Origin of the sequence: Streptomyces sp. NPDC059994 (assembly GCF_042737755.1) — a bacterium.
Taxonomy (GTDB): domain Bacteria; phylum Actinomycetota; class Actinomycetes; order Streptomycetales; family Streptomycetaceae; genus Streptomyces.
In genome coordinates this window covers 81,573-98,302 of the sequence record NZ_JBHWUR010000009.1, presented here as the reverse complement: position 1 = coordinate 98,302, position 16,730 = coordinate 81,573, and the positions used below count along the sequence as shown (strand labels likewise).

General features: G+C 71.6%; 12 protein-coding genes and 1 pseudogene. 8 read left to right on the top strand and 5 right to left on the bottom strand.

All coding sequences use genetic code 11. The annotated features are described in order from the left end of the window. Positions 1-33: 33 nt before the first annotated feature. Positions 34-858 (bottom strand): maleylpyruvate isomerase family mycothiol-dependent enzyme, encoded by an 825-nt coding sequence (locus ACFWA7_RS08115; protein WP_385543596.1) that lies wholly within the window; start codon positions 856-858, stop codon positions 34-36. Between the two features lie 140 nt (positions 859-998). Here ACFWA7_RS08115 and ACFWA7_RS08110 point away from each other — a divergent pair, with 140 nt between their 5' ends. Then, the gene (locus tag ACFWA7_RS08110) at positions 999-1,796 is read left to right on the top strand and encodes a carbon-nitrogen family hydrolase (protein WP_385543599.1); all 798 of its coding nucleotides are present in this window, start codon (positions 999-1,001) and stop codon (positions 1,794-1,796) included. Positions 1,797-1,835: 39 nt separating this feature from the next. Here the strand turns inward: ACFWA7_RS08110 and ACFWA7_RS08105 are convergent, their stop codons facing one another. Next, on the bottom strand, positions 1,836-2,339 hold the full coding sequence (locus ACFWA7_RS08105; RefSeq protein ID WP_385543602.1) for an LURP-one-related/scramblase family protein: 504 nt from the start codon (positions 2,337-2,339) through the stop codon (positions 1,836-1,838). 40 nt (positions 2,340-2,379) lie between these two features. Between ACFWA7_RS08105 and ACFWA7_RS08100 the strand changes: the two are divergent. After that, a pseudogene (locus ACFWA7_RS08100) lies at positions 2,380-4,113 on the top strand (NHL domain-containing thioredoxin family protein); the annotation flags it as partial. Positions 4,114-4,482: 369 nt separating this feature from the next. Here ACFWA7_RS08100 and ACFWA7_RS08095 read toward each other — a convergent pair. Beyond that, positions 4,483-5,784 carry a M18 family aminopeptidase gene (locus ACFWA7_RS08095; protein WP_385821646.1) on the bottom strand — a complete coding sequence of 434 codons (1,302 nt, stop codon included), beginning with the start codon at positions 5,782-5,784 and terminating at the stop codon, positions 4,483-4,485. A 99-nt stretch (positions 5,785-5,883) separates the two neighbouring features. Next, on the bottom strand, positions 5,884-7,713 hold the full coding sequence (locus ACFWA7_RS08090; protein WP_385543611.1) for an acyl-CoA dehydrogenase: 1,830 nt from the start codon (positions 7,711-7,713) through the stop codon (positions 5,884-5,886). Positions 7,714-7,835: 122 nt separating this feature from the next. Here ACFWA7_RS08090 and ACFWA7_RS08085 point away from each other — a divergent pair, with 122 nt between their 5' ends. The 3 genes from ACFWA7_RS08085 (at position 7,836) to ACFWA7_RS08075 (ending at position 11,152) form a co-directional block, all read left to right on the top strand. Further along, on the top strand, positions 7,836-8,285 hold the full coding sequence (locus ACFWA7_RS08085; protein WP_361376051.1) for an SseB family protein: 450 nt from the start codon (positions 7,836-7,838) through the stop codon (positions 8,283-8,285). Between the two features lie 246 nt (positions 8,286-8,531). Next, entirely contained in the window at positions 8,532-9,488 is a 957-nt protein-coding gene (locus ACFWA7_RS08080; RefSeq protein ID WP_385543614.1) for a pirin family protein, read from the top strand. 578 nt (positions 9,489-10,066) lie between these two features. After that, positions 10,067-11,152, top strand: a complete 1,086-nt coding sequence (locus tag ACFWA7_RS08075; protein WP_385821644.1) for an AI-2E family transporter — start codon at positions 10,067-10,069, stop codon at positions 11,150-11,152. Here the strand turns inward: ACFWA7_RS08075 and ACFWA7_RS08070 are convergent. Further along, positions 11,098-13,266, bottom strand: a complete 2,169-nt coding sequence (locus ACFWA7_RS08070; RefSeq protein ID WP_385543620.1) for a SpoIIE family protein phosphatase — start codon at positions 13,264-13,266, stop codon at positions 11,098-11,100. The two genes, ACFWA7_RS08075 and ACFWA7_RS08070, sit on opposite strands and share 55 nt — an antisense overlap. Positions 13,267-13,373: 107 nt before the next feature. Between ACFWA7_RS08070 and aspS the strand changes: the two genes are divergently transcribed. The 3 genes from aspS to ACFWA7_RS08055 all read left to right on the top strand — a co-directional run bounded on the left by aspS (position 13,374) and on the right by ACFWA7_RS08055 (position 16,672). Next, a complete protein-coding gene (gene aspS, locus ACFWA7_RS08065) occupies positions 13,374-15,152 on the top strand; it encodes an aspartate--tRNA ligase (RefSeq protein WP_385543623.1) in 1,779 nt (592 codons plus the stop codon). Positions 15,153-15,342: 190 nt separating this feature from the next. After that, positions 15,343-15,849, top strand: a complete 507-nt coding sequence (locus ACFWA7_RS08060) for a SigE family RNA polymerase sigma factor (RefSeq protein WP_385543626.1) — start codon at positions 15,343-15,345, stop codon at positions 15,847-15,849. After that, positions 15,842-16,672, top strand: coding sequence for a hypothetical protein (locus tag ACFWA7_RS08055; RefSeq protein ID WP_385821642.1), 831 nt, complete (start codon positions 15,842-15,844; stop codon positions 16,670-16,672). The genes ACFWA7_RS08060 and ACFWA7_RS08055 overlap by 8 nt, the downstream gene beginning before the upstream one ends. Positions 16,673-16,730 lie beyond the last annotated feature (58 nt).

Here is a 16,730-nt window from a genome sequence, read left to right as displayed (position 1 = left end):
GGCCTACGGCCTCTCCGCTTACGGCGTCACCGCTTACGGCGTCACCGCGAAGTCCCGCAGGATCGCCGCCGCCAGCTCCTGGTCGCCCTCGGTCTTCACCCGGTCCGCGACGGCGTGCGGGCGCACCCGGCCGCAGGCCAGGCGGACGAACGTCTCCCAGTCCAGCGCGATCGTGGCGAGCGGGCCGAGCGAGGGGGCGCCGTCGACCGTGCCGTGCCCGTCGGCGTCCACCCGTACCGTACGCAGGAACTCCACCGGCCCGTGGACGTCGAAGACGACCGCCGAGTTCGGCGGGGCCCCGGCGTCCTTGGCGACCACTCTCGGCAGCGTGTGCAGCAGGATGTCGCGGACGACGTACGCGCCCGGCGAGTCGAGGTTGCCCGGCTTGCCCAGCGCCCACCGCAGGTCCTGTTCGTGCACCCACACGTCGAACGCCCGCATCCGCAGCGCCAGTTCCAGCGTCTGCTCGGCGCCGAGCGGGGCGCGGACCATGGTGTCGGGAGCCCGGTTCTCGTTGCGCAGCTGCCGCGCCCGGCGGATGATCGTGTACTCCAGCTCCGAGGTCATCTCCGGCGCGGTGTGGTGCCGGCGCACATCGACCTGCATCTCCATGTAGCGCGCGAACTCACTCTGTACGTGGTAGAGATCGCGCGGCAGGGTGTGGATCGGGCGCGGGTCGCCGAGCTGTTCGCACTCCATCCCGATGATGTGCGACACGATGTCGCGCACCGACCACGCCGGGCATGGTGTGGCGCGGTTCCACTCCCCCTCGACGAGCGGCATCACCAGCTCGGTTATCGCCTCGATGGAGTGGGTCCAGGCGTCGGCGTAGGTCTGGAGGCTGGGATGGACGGTCACGGGACCCCTCGGCGGTTCTGTACGTACGCGGGCTGGGCGCTGTGGCAGTTAAGTTACGCTGCCGAAAGGCACCCCGGCAGTGCTTTCGTGTGACGATCGTAGGCCCGTGTTGACGACTCGAATGCCAGGACGGTGGTAGTGTGCGCGCCTCCCTCATCCAATTCGGTGTAGACCCCCGGGAATCGGTCGATTCCCGTAGGCAGCGGGCGGCTTCGCTCGTGCGCGAGCAGGCGGGCGCCGACCTCGTGGTGCTGCCGGAGCTGTGGACCGTGGGCGCCTTCGCGTACGAGAGCTTCGCGGCCGAGGCGGAACGGGCCGCTGACGGACCGACGCATGAGGCGATGTCAAAGGCCGCGCGGGACGCGGGCGTCTGGCTGCACGCGGGCTCCATCCCCGAGCGCGGCGCGGACGGCGGGCTCTACAACACCTCCCTGGTCTTCTCGCCCGAGGGCGAACTGACGGCCACCTACCGGAAGATCCATCGCTTCGGCTTCGACCAGGGCGAGGCGGTGCTGATGAGCGCGGGCGCCGACCTGGTCACCGTCGCGCTGCCGGGGACCACGCTGGGCCTGGCGACCTGCTACGACCTGCGCTTCCCCGAACTGTTCCGGGGCCTGGTCGACGCGGGTGCCCAGACCTTCGTGATCCCCGCGGGCTGGCCCGCCAGGCGCCTGGCGCACTGGACGCTGCTTGCCCGCGCGCGGGCGGTCGAGAACCAGGCGTACGTCCTGGCCTGCGGCACCGGCGGCAGCCACGCGGGCGTCCCGCAGGCGGGCCACAGCATCGTGGTCGACCCCTGGGGCGAGGTCCTGGCGGAGGCGGGCGAGGGCGAGGAGGTCCTCACGGTCGAGCTGGACCCGGAGAAGGTGGCGGCGACGCGGGAGCAGTTCCCGGCGCTGAAGGACCGCCGGCTGGGGATGCGGACGCCGGGGGCGTGACATGAGCCAGGGGGCCGGGGCCCGTCCGCCGGACAGGCCCTAGCCGTCGCGGTCCGGCCCCCGCTCCCGCTCGTCCATCCGGATCACGCACACCACCACCGCGATCAGCAGCGCCGCGTCCGCGTCCTCGCGGACGACGTTCACCGCGTACGTCTCGCGGACGTGGAACCAGCGGCGCGAGACGTGCGCGAGCAGCTCTCCCTCGTACTCGACCGTGAACTCGCGGTCGAAGATCCTGCCCGAGACGTCGAGCTCGGTGCCCTCGGCCAGAGCGACGCGGTAGTGGTTGCGCAGCAGCGATAGCCGCTTGCGGCGGATCGTGGCCAGCGGCCGCTCGTCCCGCTCGATGGTCATCGCGTCCCTGACGCTGAACATCTTCTTGCGCAGAGTGATCAGGACCCGTCCGGTCGGGTCCTTCAGCTCCAGCGTGTCCCGCAGCCGCAGCGCCTTGCCGTCGGCGAGGAAGGCTTGGCGGCCGTCCTCGGTCTCGATCCAGTAGTCGTCCCCGATCGCGAAGATCTTGTCGCGCACCAGATATTTCATGGCGGAATGCGTACCCCTGCTTTTGGGGTTGGATGGGGTTATGGCTACACGTGCACGCGTTCGGGCCCCCGAGCTGATCGGCAAGGGCGGCTGGCTGAACACCGGTGACCAGCAGTACACCCTCGCCGACCTGCGGGGGAGGATCGTCATTCTCGATTTTTGGACGTTTTGCTGCATCAACTGTCTGCACGTCCTGGACGAGCTGCGGGAGCTGGAGGAGAAGCACCGCGACACCGTGGTGATCATCGGGGTGCACTCGCCGAAGTTCGTGCACGAGGCCGACCACCAGGCCGTCGTCGACGCCGTGGAGCGCTACCAGGTGCACCACCCGGTCCTGGACGACCCGGAGCTCGCGACCTGGAAGCAGTACGCGGTACGGGCCTGGCCCACGCTCGTCGTGATCGACCCCGAGGGGTACATCGTCGGCCAGCACGCGGGCGAGGGGCATGCTCACGCCATCGAGAAGCTGGTGGAGGAGCTGGAGGCCGAGCACGCGGCGAAGGGGACGCTGCGGCGCGGGGACGGGCCGTATGTGCCGCCGGAGCCGGAGGCGACGGATCTGCGCTTCCCGGGGAAGGCTGTGTCGCTGCCCGGCTCGGGCAACTTCCTGGTCTCCGACTCCACCCGGCACCAGCTGGTCGAGCTCGCGCCGGACGGGGAGACGGTCGTACGGCGGATCGGCGATGATCAGTTCAAGGAGCCGCAGGGGCTCGCGCTCCTCCCGGACGGGCGCGTGATCGTCGCGGACACCGTCAACCACGCGCTGCGGGTCTTCGACCCGGAGACCGGCGAGGTGGTACGGGTCGCGGGCACCGGCAAGCAGTGGTGGCAGGGCTCGCCCACGTCCGGACCGGCCCTGGAGGTCGAGCTCTCCTCGCCGTGGGACGTCGCCTGGTGGCAGGGCAAGGTGTGGATCGCCATGGCCGGGGTGCACCAGCTGTGGACGTACGACCCGGAGAGCGGGACCGTCGAGGTCGCGGCCGGGACGACGCAGGAGGGCCTCGTCGACGGCCCGGCCGCCGAGGCGTGGTTCGCGCAGCCGTCCGGCCTCGCGGCCGACGGGGACCGGCTGTGGGTGGCCGACTCCGAGAACTCGGCGCTGCGGTACGTGGAGCGCGACGGTTCTGGCTATGTGGTTGGCACGGCGGTCGGAACCGGCCTGTTCGACTTCGGCCACCGGGACGGGGAGGCGGGGCAGGCGCTGCTCCAGCACCCGCTGGGTGTCACCGCGCTGCCGGACGGCTCGGTGGCGGTCTCCGACACGTACAACCACGCGCTGCGGCGCTACGACCCGGCGTCCGGGGAAGTCAGCACGCTCGCCACGGACCTGCGCGAGCCGAGCGACGCGGTGCTCGTCGGGGACGACATCGTGGTCGTCGAGTCGGCCCGGCACCGGCTGACGCGGCTGCGGCTGCCGGAGTCTGCCGTACGGGTGGACGCGGTGGCGCACCGTACGCAGCGGGCCGCGACCGAGGTCGCGCCGGGCGCGCTCCGGCTCGACGTGGTCTTCCAGGCCCCGGCCGGCCAGAAGCTGGACACGCGGTACGGCCCGTCGACGCGGCTGATCGTCTCCTCGACGCCGGCGGAGCTGCTGGAGGCCGGAGAGGGGACGGGGACGGACCTGTTCCGTGACCTGACCCTGAACCCGTCGGTTGCGGAGGGCGTCCTGCACGTGTCCGCGATGGCGGCGTCCTGCGACGACGACCCGTCGAACGAGTACCCGGCGTGTCATGTGCATCAGCAGGACTGGGGGGTGCCGGTGCGGTTGGTGGCGGGGGCGGGGCCCGGGGGGCCGCGGGGCGGGGGGGGCTGGGCCGCGTCCCCCCCCCCCCCCCGTCCCCAACCCCCGGGGGGGGGGGGGGGGGGGTTGAGGTGGGTTTCCCGGGGGCTACGCCCCCGGCCCCCCGTCGCGGGACCTGCGGCCCCTGCACCCCGTTGGGGCTGCACCCCGTTGGGGCTGCGGCCCGCTGGGCCTGCACCCCGCCCCCGCCCCGGGGGCCGGGGCTCCGCCCCCGCCCCGCCCCCGCTCCTCAAACGCCGGAGGAGCTGGAGATGCCTAGGGGCGCGGGGAACTGCGCGACCAGCCCCCACCGGGCCCGCAGACGGACAGGGGATCCGGGCGCAGCCCCAGCGGGGGCGGGGGTCAGCCCTGTAGGAACGACAGCAGGGCGTTCGCCAGCAGATACGGGTCATCCGCCCCGCACAGCTCGCGCGCGCTGTGCATCGACAGGATCGCCACCCCGATGTCCACCGTCTGGATGCCGTGGCGCGCCGCCGTGATGGGCCCGATCGTCGTCCCGCACGGCATCGCGTTGTTGGACACGAAGTGCTGCCACGGCACCCCGGCCCGCTCGCACGCCGCCGCGAAGATCGCTCGGCCCGAACCGTCCGTCGCGTAACGCTGGTTGACGTTGACCTTCAGGATCGGGCCGCCGTTGGCGCGCGGGTGGTGCGTCGGGTCGTGGCGCTCCGCGTAGTTGGGGTGGATGGCGTGGCCGGTGTCGGAGGACAGGCAGACCGTGCCCGCGAAGGCGCGCGCCTTGTCCTCGTACGTACCGCCGCGCGCGAAGACCGACCGCTCCAGGACCGTGCCGAGCAGCGGCCCGTCCGCGCCGGTGTCGGCCTGTGAGCCGTTCTCCTCGTGGTCGAAGGCCGCCAGGACGGGGATGAACGACAGATCCGAGGCCGACGCCGAGGCCGACGCCGAGGCCGCGAGCGCCGCCGCGCCCGCGTGCACCGAGATCAGGTTGTCCATCCGGGGCCCGGCCAGCAGCTCCTTGTCCCGGCCCAGGTACGACGGCGGCTCGATCGAGTGCACCATCAAGTCCCACCCGGTGACCTCGCCCTCGGCCAGCCCCGCCTCCTGCTCAAGGAAGCGGATCAGGTCGCCCTCCGCGACGTCACCGAGGCCCCAGATCGGCTGGAGGTGCTTCTGCCGGTCCAGCTTGAGGCCGTCGTTGGCCGAGCGGTCCAGGTGGATCGCCAGCTGGGGGACGCGCAGCAGCGCGCGGTCCACGTTGACCAGGACGTGCGAGCCGTCGCGGAGGGTGAGGCGGCCGGCCAGGCCCAGGTCGCGGTCCAGCCAGGTGTTCAGGAGCGTGCCGCCGTAGACCTCCACGGCGATCTGGCGCCAGCCGTACGCCCCGGTGTCCGGCAGGGGCTTGACCCGCAGGTTGGGCGAGTCGGTGTGCGCGCCCACGATCCGGAACGGGGTGTGCGCCGCCGCGCCCTCCGGCACGTACCACGCGATGATCGCGCCGCCGCGCAGCACGTACTTCCCGCCGCTCGTCGCGTCCCACGCGTCCGTCTCCCGCACCTGCTGGAATCCGGCCTTCTCCAGCCGCGCGGCCGCGTTCGCCACCGCGTGGTACGGCGACGGGCTCGCCGCGAGGAAGGACATCAGGTCGTCGGTGTGTCCGCGGTCGAAGCGGGAGGGTGTGCTCATGTGTTCACCTTAACGAGGGCCGCTGACGGACAAGGGCCCGCTTCCCCAGCGGGAAGCGGGCCCTTCGTCCGGCGGCCTGGAAGGAGGCCGGGGGACGGTCTAGAAGGCCGCCTCGTCCAGCTCCATCAGGGAGTTGTCGACGGTCTCGGCCAGCGCGCGGGCGGCGCCGACGCCCGGCAGGATGTTCGCGGCGAAGAACTTCGCGGCGGCGATCTTGCCGGTGTAGAACGGGACGTCCTTGGCGGAGGCCGACGGCAGCTTCTCGGCGGCGACGGCCGCGCTCTTGAGGAGCAGGTAGCCGACGACGACGTCACCGGACGCCATCAGCAGGCGGGTGGTGTTGAGGCCCACCTTGTAGATGTTCTTGACGTCCTCGCCGGTGGCGGTCAGGTCGGTGATCATCGTGCCGACGATCGCCTCCAGGTCCACCGCGGCCTTGGCCAGCGAGTCGAGCGCGCCGCCCAGCTCCTCGTGGCCCGACTGCTCGGCGAGGAACTTCTTGATCTCCTCGGAGAGGAGGTTGAGCGAGGCGCCCTGGTCGCGGACGATCTTCCGGAAGAAGAAGTCCTGGCCCTGGATCGCCGTGGTGCCCTCGTAGAGGGTGTCGATCTTGGCGTCGCGGATGTACTGCTCGATCGGGTACTCCTGGAGGTACCCGGAGCCGCCGAAGGTCTGCAGCGACTCGGACGACAGCTTCTCGTACGACTTCTCCGAGCCGTAGCCCTTCACGATCGGCAGCAGCAGGTCGTTGAGGCCGACGAGGGACTTCGCGTCCTCGCCCGCGGCCTCCTTGACCTGGATCGCGTCCTGGACGGCGGCGGTGTAGAGCACGAGGGAGCGCATGCCCTCGGCGTACGCCTTCTGCGTCATCAGGGAGCGGCGCACGTCCGGGTGGTGAGTGATCGTCACCTTGGGCGCGGACTTGTCCATGAACTGCGAGAGGTCGCTGCCCTGGACGCGCTCCTTGGCGTACTCAAGCGCGTTCAGGTAACCCGTCGACAGCGTCGCGATGGCCTTCGTGCCGACCATCATGCGGGCGAACTCGATGATCATGAACATCTGGCGGATGCCGTCGTGCTTGTCGCCGATCAGCCAGCCCTTGGCGGGGTGCTTGTCGCCGAAGGTCATCTCGCACGTGTTGGAGGCCTTGAGGCCCATCTTGTGCTCGACGTTCGTCGCGTACACGCCGTTGCGCTCGCCCAGCTCGCCGGTCTCCCAGTCGAAGTGGAACTTCGGGACCAGGAAGAGCGAGAGGCCCTTGGTGCCGGGGCCGTGGCCCTCGGGGCGGGCGAGGACGTAGTGGAGGATGTTCTCCTCCATGTCGTGCTCACCGGAGGTGATGAAGCGCTTCACGCCCTCGATGTGCCAGGAGCCGTCGGGCTGCTCGACCGCCTTGGTGCGGCCGGCGCCGACGTCCGAACCGGCGTCCGGCTCGGTCAGGACCATCGTCGAGCCCCAGCGCTTCTCGACGGCGATCTCGGCGACCTTCTTCTGCGCCTCGTTGCCCTCTTCGAAGAGGATGCCCGCGAACGCCGGACCGGACGAGTACATCCAGACGGCCGGGTTGGCGCCCAGGAGCAGCTCGGCGTAGGCCCAGATGAGCGAGCGCGGCGATACGGTGCCGCCGATCTCCTCCGGCAGGCCCAGGCGCCAGTACTCGCTGTCCATGAACGCCTTGTAGGAGCTCTTGAAGGACGCCGGGACCGGCGCGGTGTTGGTCTCCGGGTCGAACACCGGCGGGTTGCGGTCGGCGTCCGCGAAGGAGTCGGCCAGCTCGTTCTCGGCGAGGCGCGCGATCTCGTCGAGGATGGTCTTGGCGGTGTCGACGTCCATCTCGGCGAACGGGCCGGTGCCGTACAGCTTGTCGCGTCCGAGGACCTCGAAGAGGTTGAACTCGATGTCGCGGAGATTCGACTTGTAGTGCCCCATGGCGACGGCTCCGTAAGCAGGATCGGTTACATCTGTACCAGCAAGTAGCTACGATGATGCTACCCGTCGGTAATAAGACGCAACCCCTCTGGGCACATATGTGGCGCACTACTCTTGCGCCCATGTACGGCTACGACCAGAACCAGGGTGCTCAGCAGCAGTACGCCCAGCCGCAGCCTTCCTACGGGGAGCAGCCGCTGTACCCCGAGCCGTCGCCGCCCTCGCTCGCGGACGCGGTGCGGGCGTTCACCACGGGCTCGCTCTCGGCCGAGGACTTCCAGCAGATCTTCGCGGGCTCGAAGGTCTACTGCCCGCGCGGCGACAATCCCGGCTTCCTGGCCCTGCACAACACCCAGCAGCCGGTCATCCCGATGTTCACGTCGCTCAAGGAGCTGCGGCGGTACGCGGGCAAGGAGTCGAAGTACTTCGTGATCACCGGCGCGGAGGTCATCGACCTGCTCCCGACCGGGTACGGCTTCGTCCTCGACATGGAGGGCGACCACCGGATGGTGTTCGACGCGAAGGCGGTCGAGCAGATGGTGGACTTCGCGATGCGGCGGATGTACGGCTGAGGCGGCTCGGGCTGCCCGGCCCCGTTTCGCGGCCGATTTCCGGCCGACTTCACGGGGGTGGGGCGTCCCCGGAACTCCTGCGGAACCCCTGCGGAGCCTCTGTGGAACCCCTGCGGAACACCTGCGGAGCCTCTGTGGAACCCCTGCGGAGCCTCTCTGCGACACCTCCGGGAATCAGCACGCCTTGCCGACTGTTCACCATTCAACTACTTTGGATGCTGAGCATCCCGCGAGGAGGGCCGTCCCATGCCTGCTGTGACCGTCGAAAACCCGCTCACCCTGCCGCGAGTGGCCGCGCCGGAAGGTGCGGTGCCGCGTCCCGTGCTCGCCGTTTCCACAGCGCCGGGCGGCTTCGAGGGGGAGGGGTTCCCGGTGCGGCGCGCGTTCGCCGGGATCAACTACCAGTACCTCGACCCGTTCATCATGATGGACCAGATGGGTGAGGTGGAGTACGCGCCGGGCGAGCCCAAGGGCACGCCCTGGCACCCGCACCGCGGCTTCGAGACCGTGACGTACCTGATCGACGGCACCTTCGTCCACCAGGACAGCAACGGTGGCGGCGGGACGATCATGAACGGCGACACCCAGTGGATGACGGCCGGTTCCGGCCTGCTCCACATCGAGGCGCCGCCGGAGTCCCTGGTCACCTCGGGCGGCCTCTTCCACGGCCTCCAGCTGTGGGTGAACCTCCCCGCCGCGGACAAGATGATGGACCCGCGCTACCAGGACATCCGCGGCGGCCAGGTCCAGCTGCTCACCTCGCCGGACGGGGGTGCGCTGCTCCGCGTGATCGCGGGGGCGCTGGACGGCCACGAGGGTCCTGGCATCACCCACACCCCCATCACGATGATCCACGCGACGATCCGCCCCGGGGCGGAGGTCACGCTTCCCTGGCGGTCGGACTTCAACGGGCTGGCGTACGTGCTGGCCGGGCGGGGGTCGGTGGGTGCGGGGCGCCGGCCCGTCCACATGGGCCAGACGGCCGTCTTCGGTGACGGTGGGTCGCTCACGGTCCGGGCGGACGCGACGCAGGACGGCCACACGCCGGATCTGGAGGTCGTGCTGCTTGGGGGCCGGCCCATTCGTGAGCCGATGGCGCACTACGGGCCGTTCGTGATGAACACGCGGGATGAGCTGCAGCAGGCGTTCGACGACTTCCAGAAGGGTCGTCTGGGGACGATCCCGGCGGTCCACGGCATGTGAGCCCCACCCCACCCCGCCCCTTCCCTGAACCCTCCGGGGGTGGGAGGGGGCGGAGGTGGGTACCCGGGGGCTGCGCCCCCGGCCCCCGGCCGGGGCTGCGCCCCGAACCCCTCGTTTTTCCGCAGGCCCGGTGGGGGCTGGCCGCGCAGTTCCCCGCGCCCCTAAAGGCAAGGGGGCTCGGCCCAAACTCAGTCCCTCGGGCGTGCGAGGCGCGGGGCTCGGCCAAAGCTCAGCCCCTCCGGCGCTTGAGGAGCGGGGCAGGGGCCGCAGGCCCCGCCCTTCAGGGGCGCGGGGAACTGCGCGACCAGCCACGGACAGCCCGCAGACAAACGGGGTCCGGGGGGCGGAGCCCCGAAGCGGGGGCGGGGGCGGGGGCGCAGCCCCAGCGGGGGTACCCGGGGCGCCGAAGCGGGGTGCAGGGGCCGCGGGCCCCGCAACGGGGTCCGGGGGCCCAGCCCCGGGAGAGCCACCTCAGCCCCCACCCGCCCCCGGAGGGTCTCGGGAAGGGGCGGGGTGGGGAACACCCAGGCGGGCGCCCCCCACGGGCGCAGGGGGACCGGGCGTGGTGCGCTGGCCCCGTGGAGCCCGGCAAGCCACTACTCCCCGACCCCGCGCGGCGGCTCGCCGCCTGGTGCGTCGTCGTGCTGCTCGTCACCGGTGTCGCCGCCGTCGCCATCTGGCTGTGCGTGGTGTTCAAGACCGCCGTCACCCCCGTACTGCTCGCCCTGCTGGGGACAGCCCTCCTCGGGCCCGTCTTCCGGCGGCTGCTGAAGCTGCGGATGAAGCGGTCGCTCGCCGCGGGGCTCACCTGCGTCGCGCTCGTCGCCGTCGTCGGCGGCGCCGGGTACGTCGTCGTCAGCGCCCTCATCGACACCGGCGACCAGATCATCGATTCCCTGCGGCAAGCAGGCGCGTGGCTCGCCGATCACTTCGGGGTCGCCAGTGGCGACGGGGTGTCCAGCCTCGCCGACAACGCCAAGAAGCTGCTCGGGAAGTTCGGCGCCAGCGCCGCCTCGGGGCTGCTCACCGGGCTCAGCATCGTCGGCTCGCTCATCGCGACGGGCGTGCTCTCGCTGTTCCTGACCTTCTTCTTCCTGAAGGACTCCGACCGGGCCGTCGGCCTCGCCCACTCCCTCGCCCCCCGCGGCACCGGGCCCACCGTCGAGGCCATGGCCCGGCGCGCCTTCGAGGCCGTGGAAGGGTTCATGCGCGGGACCACGATCATCGCCCTCATCGATGCCCTCTGCATCACCGTCGGGCTGCTGATCCTCAGGGTCCCCGGTGCCGTGGGGCTGGGCGCGCTCGTGTTCATCGGGGCGTACATCCCCTACCTCGGCGCCTTCGTCTCCGGCGCCGTCGCCGTCCTCGTGGCGCTCGCCGACCGGGGGATCGGCATCGCGCTCTGGGCGCTCGGGGTCGTCCTCGCCGTACAGCAGCTGGAGGGGCACATCCTCCAGCCGATGATCCAGAGCCGGACCGTGCAGATGCATCCCGCGATGGTCATGATCGCCATCACGGCGGGGGCCGGCGTGGCCGGGCTGCTCGGGATGCTGCTCGCCGTGCCCGTGGCAGCCGCCGGGTTCGGCGTGTTCAGCGAGCTGCGGAAGCGTTACGCCACCGAGGAGCCGCCCGCACCGGCGGAACCCCCGTCCGGCCCCTCGTAGAGCTCGAACCAGATCGACTTGCCCTCGCCCCTGGGATCGACCCCCCAGCGGTCCGCGAGCATCTCCATCAGCACCAGGCCGCGCCCGCTGGACGCCATCTCGCCGGGGCGGCGCTTGTGCGGCAGGTCGTCACTGGCGTCGGCCACCTCCACCCGCAGACAGCGCGTGCCCGGGGTGCCGGTGGCCTCGGCCACCAGGAGCGCGTGGCCGTCCGTGTGGACCAGGACGTTGGTGACCATCTCGGAGACCATCAGGACCGCCGCGTCCACCTGCTCGTCGTCCGCCCAGTCGTGCAGCAGCTCGCGCAGCTCGCGGCGGACCCCCGCGATGCGGTGCGGCTCGGTCTGGGCGACGGTCACGGCGGTGCGGCGGGCCGGGACCACCCCGGCGCCCGGGCCCGTGCCGCAGCCGCACACATCGCTGTTGCGGCACAGCAGCAGCACCGCGATGTCGTCCTCGCGGCGGTCGGCCAGCGGGCCCACCGTGTGGTGCGAGGGAGGTCCGTGCACCGCCTGGACCAGGGCGTCCGCCAGTTCCTCCAGGCTGGCCCCGTTGTCCTCCTCCAGGACCGGGCGCAGCCGTGTCCAGCCGGAGCCCATGTCGTGGCCGCCGGTCTCGATCAGGCCGTCCGTGCAGATCATCATCGTCTCGCCCGGCTCCAGGACGAGCTGGGTGGTGGGGTAGTCCGAGTCCGCCTCGATGCCCAGGGGGAGGCCGCCCGACGTCTGGCGGATCAGCGCCGTGCCCTCGGCGGTGCGGATCACCGGGTCGGGGTGTCCGGCCCGGGCGATGTCGAGGGTGCCGGTCGCCGGGTCGACCTCGATGTAGAGGCAGGTCGCGAAGCGCGGGTGGTCGTCGTCACCCGCGTAGGACTCCCCGTACGACTCGGTGATCCCGTACAGGAAGCGCGAGGCGCGCGAGAGGACCGCGTCGGGGCGGTGGCCCTCGCTCGCGTACGCCCGCAGGGCGATGCGGAGCTGGCCCATCAGCCCGGCGGCCCGTACGTCATGGCCCTGGACGTCCCCGATGACCAGGGCGAACCGGCCGGACGGCAGCGGGATCATGTCGTACCAGTCGCCGCCCACCTGGAGTCCGCCGCCGGTCGGCACATAGCGCGCGGCGACCGTCATCTCCGGGATCTCCGGGCCGAGCGTGGGCATCATCGAGCGCTGGAGTCCGAGCGAGAGCTCCCGCTCGGACTCGGCCTCGCCCGCCCGCGCCAGCGCCTGGGCCAGCATGCGCGCCACCGTCGTCAGGACCGAGCGCTCGTCGGGTGTGAACGCCACCGGGTGCTTGAATGCCGCCATCCAGGTGCCCATGGTCCTGCCGGCCACGATCAGCGGCAGGAAGGCCCAGGACCGGCGGTCGAAGCGCTGGGCGAGCGGCCAGGTGGCCGGGTAGCGGCGGCGGTACTCCTCGGGGCTGGGGAGGTAGATGGCCCGGCCGGTCCGTACGACGTCGGCGGCCGGGTAGTCCGTGTCCAGCTGCATGTCCGCGAAGGGGCCGTCGTCGCCCGGGTTGTGCCCGTGGTGGCCGATGATCGAGAGGCGGTCGCCCGCGACCCCGAAGACGGCGAGGCCGTCCGGCGAGAAGCCCGGCATGGACAGGGAGGCGGCCACCCGCAGCACCTCGGCCGTGGAGCGGGCCTCGGCCAGTGCCCGCCCCGCGTCCAGCAGGAACGCCTCGCGGGAGCGGCGCCAGTCGCCGGTGATGGAGGTGTGCGCGGCCGTGGTGCCGGGCTGCGGCTCCGCGACCTCCTGGAGGGTGCCGACCAGGACGTAGTCCAGGCCGTCCCCGCTGTTCCCGGGGGTGGACTTGCGCAGCGGCTTGGAGCGGCTGCGTACCGTACGCAGCACCCGGCCGTTCTCGTCCATGATCCGCAGCCGGGCCTCGGCGAGGGTGCCCTCCGCGAGCGCGAGGGCCACGATCTGGTCGACCTCGTTCCAGTCGACCGGGTGGAAGCGGGAGCGCACGGCGGCCCCGGTGAGCTCGGCACGCTCGGGGGGCAGGCCGAGCAGGCGGGCGGCCTCGGCGTCGAGCGTGACCGTTCCGGACGCGTTGTCCCAGCGCCACAGCCCGGTGGCGATCGCAGCCAGGACGTCCTCGGTGCGCATGATCCCCACTCTAGGCAGCCGGATTTATACCGGCGAGAGGTGTTCGGCCCGGCCGGTAACCTGGAGGGACTGTTTCCCGCCTGTCACGCGAAGAACTGGATGAAGAAATGCATCGGTACAGGTCCCACACCTGCGGCGAGCTCCGCGCCTCCGACGTCGGTACCGACGTCCGGCTGAGCGGCTGGCTGCACAATCGCCGAGACCTGGGCGGCATCCTCTTCATCGATCTGCGCGACCACTACGGCATCACGCAGCTCGTCGCCCGCCCCGGCACGGCCGGCGCGGAGGTCCTGGACAAGCTCTCCAAGGAGACCGTCGTCCGGATCGACGGCAAGGTCGTCTCGCGCGGCGCCGAGAACGTGAACGCGGACCTGCCGACCGGCGAGATCGAGATCGAGGTCGGCGAGGTCGAGGTGCTCGGCGCGGCCGGCCCGCTGCCGTTCACGATCAACGCCGAGGACGGCGTCAACGAGGAGCGGCGCCTGGAGTACCGCTTCCTCGACCTGCGCCGCGAGCGCATGCACCGCAACATCATGCTGCGCTCCGCCGTCATCTCGGCGATGCGCCACAAGATGACCGCGCTCGGCTTCAACGAGATGGCGACCCCGATCCTCGCCGCGACCTCCCCCGAGGGCGCCCGCGACTTCGTCGTCCCGTCCCGGCTGAACCCCGGCAGGTTCTACGCGCTGCCGCAGGCCCCCCAGCAGTTCAAGCAGCTGCTGATGATCTCGGGCTTCGACCGCTACTTCCAGATCGCGCCCTGCTTCCGCGACGAGGACGCCCGCGCGGACCGCTCGCCGGGCGAGTTCTACCAGCTCGACGTCGAGATGAGCTTCGTCGAGCAGGAGGACGTCTTCCAGCCGATCGAGAAGCTCATGACCGAGCTGTTCGAGGAGTTCGGCGGCGGCCGCCACGTCACCTCGCCGTTCCCGCGTATCCCGTTCCGCGAGTCGATGCTGAAGTACGGCAACGACAAGCCGGACCTGCGCGCCCAGCTCGAACTCGTCGACATCACCGATGTCTTCGAGGGCTCGGAGTTCAAGGCGTTCGCGGGCAAGCACGTGCGCGCGCTGCCGGTGCCGGACGTGGCGGGCCAGTCCCGCAAGTTCTTCGACGGCCTGGGCGAGTACGCGGTCGAGCACGGCGCCAAGGGCCTGGCCTGGATCCGCGTCGGCGAGGACGGCACGTTCGCGGGCCCGATCGCCAAGTTCCTCACCGAGGAGAACATCAAGGTCCTCACCGAGCGCCTCGGCCTGGCCGCCGGTCACGCCGTGTTCTTCGGCGCGGGCGAGTACGACGAGGTCTCCAAGATCATGGGCGCGGTCCGCGTCGAGGCCGCCAGGCGCGCCGGCCACTTCGAGGAGGGCGTCTTCCGGTTCTGCTGGATCGTCGACTTCCCGATGTACGAGAAGGACGAGGAGACCGGCAAGATCGACTTCTCGCACAACCCGTTCTCGATGCCGCAGGGCGGCCTTGAGGCCCTGGAGACCCAGGACCCGCTGGACGTCCTGGGATGGCAGTACGACATCGTCTGCAACGGCATCGAGCTGTCCTCGGGCGCGATCCGCAACCACGAGCCCGACATCATGTTCAAGGCGTTCGAGGTCGCGGGCTACGACCGGGAGACCGTGGAGCGGGAGTTCGGCGGCATGCTCAAGGCGTTCCGCCTCGGCGCCCCGCCGCACGGTGGCATCGCCCCGGGCGTCGACCGCATCGTGATGCTCCTCGCGGACGAGCCCAACATCCGCGAGACGATCGCGTTCCCGCTGAACGGCAACGCGCAGGACCTGATGATGGGCGCGCCCAGCGAGCTGGAGGAGTCGCGTCTGCGCGAGCTCAACATCCAGCTCCGCAAGCCGGTCGTGGCCAAGGGCACGGAGAAGTAGGCACCGAGAAGTAGGCACGGAGAAGTAGGCGCGGAGAAGTCGGCGCGGAGAAGTAGTCCGCCGCACGCGTCACGAAGGGCCCGGATCCTCCTGCGGATCCGGGCCCTTCCGCGTGCCCGGGGCAACCCGGCGGGCACCCCACCGCGTTCGACAGGTGTGAGAGCCCGGACAGACAGACGAGGACACGACGATGGCCCCCGACGCACCCGACGGATTCGAGGAGTTCGTCGCCGCCCGGGGCCCCCGGCTGCTGCGGGTGGCCTGGCTGCTGACCGGCGACGCGCACCTGGCGGAGGACCTGCTCCAGACGGCGCTCGCCAAGGTCTGGCCGAAGTGGCACCGGATAGCCGACGACCACCCCGAGGCGTATCTGCGCAAGACGCTGGTGACCACCTACACCTCCTGGTGGCGGCGGCGCTGGCGGGGCGAGGTCCCGCACGGCGAACTCCCGGACGCCGCCGGTCCGTTCGACGCGTACGAGGGCGTGGACCTGGAGCAGTCGCTGGCGGCGGCCGTCCGCGCGCTGCCCGCCCGCCAGCGCGCGGTCGTGGTGCTGCGCTACTTCGAGGACCTGGGTGTCGAGGAGACGGCGGCGGTGCTCGGCTGTGCGCCGGGCACCGTCAAGAGCCAGGCCGCCAAGGCGCTGCGCACCCTGCGGACGCTGCTGCCCGTACTGATCGAGGAGCGCCATGAGTGACGACGGCTTCCTTGGCCACGGCTCCCCGGGCCACGGCCTCCCCGACGACGAGCAGGCGCTGCGGATCCTGCTGGAGCGGGCCGTGCCCCAGCCGCCCGTCCCCGCGAGCCGCCTCGACAAGGTGCGCGAGCGGCTGGCGCGGCGCAGGCGGCGGCGGGCCGCCGGGGGTGCGGCCGTCGCGGTGGTCTCGCTGGTGGCGGCCGGCGCGCTGCTGCCCGACGCGCTGCGCACCGAGCGGCACGGCGTGCCCCCCGCCGCGACCCCGCCGCAGGCGGTGACCGGGGCCGCCGGGGTGCGGGCGCCCTTCCCCGAGCTCGACGGCCTGGTGCTGCGGCTGCCCGCGTCCTGGGACGCGCTGTGGCTGCCGGGCGAGGAGACCCGCAAGGTCCAGGCGACCGGTTTCGTGGCCTCGCAGCGGCTCCAGCCGTACGAGCGGACCTGCCCGGAGCTGAAGAGGCCGGGCGGGTCGGGCATGCTCTGCCAGCCCGTGGAGCGGCTGGGCCCCGGGGGCGTCCTGCTTTCGCTCACTCTGGTGCGGGGCGGGGACTTCGGCACCAAGGTGGCGCCGAACGGGGCGGCGTTCGTCCGCTCCGGCGAGGTGTGGCCCGGCTGCCGCCGGATCGGCGGCAGCGCGCAGTACACGACCCTGCGCGCCACCGGGAACCCCGGAACGGCCCTGTTCGCGAGCCTGTGTGCGGGCGGGACCGGCACCGGCAACGGCACCGACCGCCTCGCCGACGAGGTCCGCGGCGTCCTGGACACCGCGACCTGGGACACTCCCCCGCCCACCAGGAACCCCACCCCCGAGGGGAGGCGGAAGTGACCGCCGTCTCCGCGAACGTCTCCGCGAACGTCTCCGCGAAAGTCCCCGCGAACGTCTC

Coding starts and splice junctions, on each gene's coding strand:
- ACFWA7_RS08105 (WP_385543602.1), bottom strand. CDS start 2,339: ATGAAATATCTGGTGCGCGACAAGATCTTCGCGATCGGGGACGACTAC.
- ACFWA7_RS08095 (WP_385821646.1), bottom strand. CDS start 5,784: ATGAGCACACCCTCCCGCTTCGACCGCGGACACACCGACGACCTGATG.
- ACFWA7_RS08090 (WP_385543611.1), bottom strand. CDS start 7,713: ATGGGGCACTACAAGTCGAATCTCCGCGACATCGAGTTCAACCTCTTC.
- ACFWA7_RS08085 (WP_361376051.1), top strand. CDS start 7,836: ATGTACGGCTACGACCAGAACCAGGGTGCTCAGCAGCAGTACGCCCAG.
- ACFWA7_RS08080 (WP_385543614.1), top strand. CDS start 8,532: ATGCCTGCTGTGACCGTCGAAAACCCGCTCACCCTGCCGCGAGTGGCC.
- ACFWA7_RS08070 (WP_385543620.1), bottom strand. CDS start 13,266: ATGCGCACCGAGGACGTCCTGGCTGCGATCGCCACCGGGCTGTGGCGC.
- aspS (WP_385543623.1), top strand. CDS start 13,374: ATGCATCGGTACAGGTCCCACACCTGCGGCGAGCTCCGCGCCTCCGAC.
- ACFWA7_RS08060 (WP_385543626.1), top strand. CDS start 15,343: ATGGCCCCCGACGCACCCGACGGATTCGAGGAGTTCGTCGCCGCCCGG.
- ACFWA7_RS08055 (WP_385821642.1), top strand. CDS start 15,842: ATGAGTGACGACGGCTTCCTTGGCCACGGCTCCCCGGGCCACGGCCTC.